Source organism: Chitinophaga sp., from assembly GCF_035564935.1.
Lineage (GTDB): Bacteria > Bacteroidota > Bacteroidia > Chitinophagales > Chitinophagaceae > Chitinophaga.
The window spans coordinates 1-2,670 of the sequence record NZ_DATMTE010000429.1 but is presented as its reverse complement, the minus strand read 5'-3'; the positions used below and the strand labels follow the sequence as shown (position 1 = coordinate 2,670).

Genomic DNA, 2,670 nt, shown 5'->3' with positions numbered 1-2,670 from the left:
CGGGTATTATTTTCATATAGAGCAGGGCAACAGCTTTGTGGCCGGCGGCTTCTGGGCGCCGGTTCCGGAAGACCTGAAGCGCATCCGGGAAGAGATCGCGTTTGATCCCGCACCCCTGAGAAAGATCTTAAATAGTAAATCTTTCAAAACTTATTTTAAAGCAATTGAAGGGGAACAACTGAAAAAAATGCCCAAAGGCTACCCGGTAGATCATGAAGCCATCGACCTGTTACGCTACAAACAATTTGTGCTGGTAAGAAAATTTACCGATAAAGAAGTATTAAGCGATAACTTCCTGAAAGAAGCTAATCTTACATTTAAGGCCATGCGCCCGTTCCTGGATTATATGAGCGAGGCGCTTACCATGGATCCCAATGGCCTTACGGAGTAACAATTCCTTATATTTGGTACCTAATCCTTCCACTATGGATAAACTGCAGCAGGTCATCAGTCTTTTTGATAAACGCGCCACCCTGTACCAGGAAAGACACATGGATGTGTCGCGTTATCATGCATCTTTCGATTTGTTTTGTAACAGCATTCCGGAACAGGGGGCTGCTGTGCTGGAAATAGCCTGTGGCCCCGGCAATATTACCCGGTACCTGTTACAGCAACGGCCGGATTTTCACCTGCTTGGTATCGACCTGGCGCCTAACATGCTGGAGCTGGCCCACACCAATAATCCGCAGGCGGCATTCCAACTGATGGATGCCAGGGATATTTCCCGGCTGGGTAAAACCTTTGAGGGGATCATGTGCGGGTTTTGCCTGCCCTATCTCAGCAGGGAAGGAGCAGAAAAACTGATTGCAGATGCTGCCGGTTTGCTCACGCCCGGCGGCGTACTTTATATCAGTACTATGGAAGATGAATATGCAAAGTCCGGTTTCTTCCACACAGATGGGAACGATGAGTTTTATATGTACTATCACGAGGCCGGTTACCTGGAAAACGCTTTGAAGGAAAACGGGTTTGAGTTGATAGCTCTTCAGCGGGAGCAATATCCTGCCGCCGACGGAAGCAACACAACAGACCTTATCCTCATTGCCCGCAGGTAAACTGCAGAAAATAAATTTATTCCCTATGACCAACAACACATCGTCCATTTTCGAAAAAGACTTCCCCGAAGGACCCGGGGTGCGGCGCTGGCACCTGATTCCCCTGGCACTGAAAATATACGCATATCTCTACCTGGCATTGTCTGCTTTTTCAGTGCTGAGCAGCTATATGGTATATAGGGCGCATCCCGGTGTATATGATTGGAAAGAATTAAATACAGTAACACTTTTTTCTATTGCTTCGGTGATATTTTTTCCGCTGCTGAGATTTCTTCCCAATCTTTTGATCGTCCTGGAAAAAAAGTATGCGATCATTTTAGCCCTGGCAGCTACCGCCATTTCCATACTTGCCTGGTGCTATACGGCTTATATCACCGTTTCTTACGGCGGCATGAACCTGGTGGTAGTGGTAACAAATATTTTCTGGCTGATATTGGAAATACCTTACCTGGTAATGCTCATAAACGTGAGAAAAGAGTGGGAAAAGGGTAGCGGAAGGCCCTGATCCGCTACGGAATATAAGGCCCGCCAGGCTCTCCCCATCCCCATTTCGGCATGGGCTCATCCGGCTTCATGGGCGCTTCTCCATCCTGGGAGTTGATCACTGCGATACGTGTGCCCCATTCAATATATGCCACAAAGGCCGATCTAAATTCCGGATCATCCGGCAGCTGCAAGGTGTCGGCAGTTTCAAGCAGCAGCGCTACCCATCTTTTCCGGTGTTGCTCTGTAAGATGCCTGCCCAGGTGCTTTTGGATCATGGTGAAATGTGAACCGTTGTCATCTTCACTGTACATTTTCGGGCCACCGAAAACTTCGGCGATAAAATGGGCTACATGCAGCTGGTGCTGTGGCGACATATGCCGGAATACGGGCGCTAATAATTCATCCTGTAACACCTTATCGTAAAAGGCATACATCAGCTTTTCAAATACAGGCATACCGCCTGCCCATTCGTATAAAGTGGGGATCTTTTTTTCTGAAGTCATTATCAGGTTGCTTGATTATTTTAAAGATAATAATTAAGCAGCCAAGTTAACAGGAGGGAAGATGCAAAACAAGCGCCTACCAAAAAGTAGGTGGGGTTATTCACCCGGCGCCGGGATGAAACGGCGCCGGGTGAACTAAGTTTAATCCAGCAATTGTTCTATAGCGCTGTATAATGTTGTTCTGTTAAAAGGTTTCTCCAGGAAAAGGTGTGCCCCATTGGCCAGTGCCACATCCTTTGCGGCCGCATCCATCCCGGAAATCATAATTATTTTGGTAGCAGGATATTTCTCCCGGATATAACTGATGAAATCCAATCCAAACCCATCGGGCAGCCGGTTATCAAGCAATACGATGGCTGGCGGGTGCTGTTGAAAATATTCCACAGCATCGGAAATGGTTGGTACATGTTCTATCTCCATCTCTTTACCATCCAGCAGTAAATTGATCAGCAGGCACATCTCTCCTTCGTCTTCAATAATGAGGAGCTTTTGTTTGGACGTGGTATTTGTAAGTTGATGTATCATAAAATGGTTTTAAAAGTAATAGTTGATGAACAGTAAATGTTTAAAAACCATACCAAATGAAAATTGCAGCTCCGGACACAGCGCTAATACCATCGGAAAAT

At 46.4% G+C, this 2,670-nt stretch carries 5 protein-coding genes; 3 read left to right on the top strand and 2 right to left on the bottom strand.

Features of this window, described 5'->3' with window-relative positions; genetic code table 11:
* The 3 genes from VN105_RS11125 to VN105_RS11115 all read left to right on the top strand — a co-directional run.
* Positions 1–391 (top strand): DUF2461 domain-containing protein (locus tag VN105_RS11125; protein ID WP_325640811.1); only part of this gene is annotated, 391 nt, incomplete at its 5' end.
* 34 nt (positions 392–425) lie between these two features.
* The gene (locus VN105_RS11120; protein ID WP_325640809.1) at positions 426–1,055 is read left to right on the top strand and encodes a class I SAM-dependent methyltransferase; all 630 of its coding nucleotides are present in this window, start codon (positions 426–428) and stop codon (positions 1,053–1,055) included.
* A gap of 25 nt (positions 1,056–1,080) precedes the next feature.
* Entirely contained in the window at positions 1,081–1,560 is a 480-nt protein-coding gene (locus tag VN105_RS11115) for a hypothetical protein (protein WP_325640808.1), read from the top strand.
* A gap of 4 nt (positions 1,561–1,564) precedes the next feature.
* Here VN105_RS11115 and VN105_RS11110 read toward each other — a convergent pair whose 3' ends face one another.
* Positions 1,565–2,044 (bottom strand): group II truncated hemoglobin, encoded by a 480-nt coding sequence (locus VN105_RS11110; protein WP_325640807.1) that lies wholly within the window; start codon positions 2,042–2,044, stop codon positions 1,565–1,567.
* A gap of 141 nt (positions 2,045–2,185) precedes the next feature.
* Positions 2,186–2,569: a response regulator gene (locus VN105_RS11105; RefSeq protein WP_325640806.1), complete on the bottom strand. Its 384-nt coding sequence runs from the start codon at positions 2,567–2,569 to the stop codon at positions 2,186–2,188.
* Positions 2,570–2,670: the final 101 nt, after the last annotated feature.

Bases quoted from the DNA above. Each gene is read 5' to 3' on its own strand.
- VN105_RS11120 (WP_325640809.1), top strand. From the start codon at position 426: ATGGATAAACTGCAGCAGGTCATCAGTCTTTTTGATAAACGCGCCACC.
- VN105_RS11115 (WP_325640808.1), top strand. From the start codon at position 1,081: ATGACCAACAACACATCGTCCATTTTCGAAAAAGACTTCCCCGAAGGA.
- VN105_RS11110 (WP_325640807.1), bottom strand. From the start codon at position 2,044: ATGACTTCAGAAAAAAAGATCCCCACTTTATACGAATGGGCAGGCGGT.
- VN105_RS11105 (WP_325640806.1), bottom strand. From the start codon at position 2,569: ATGATACATCAACTTACAAATACCACGTCCAAACAAAAGCTCCTCATT.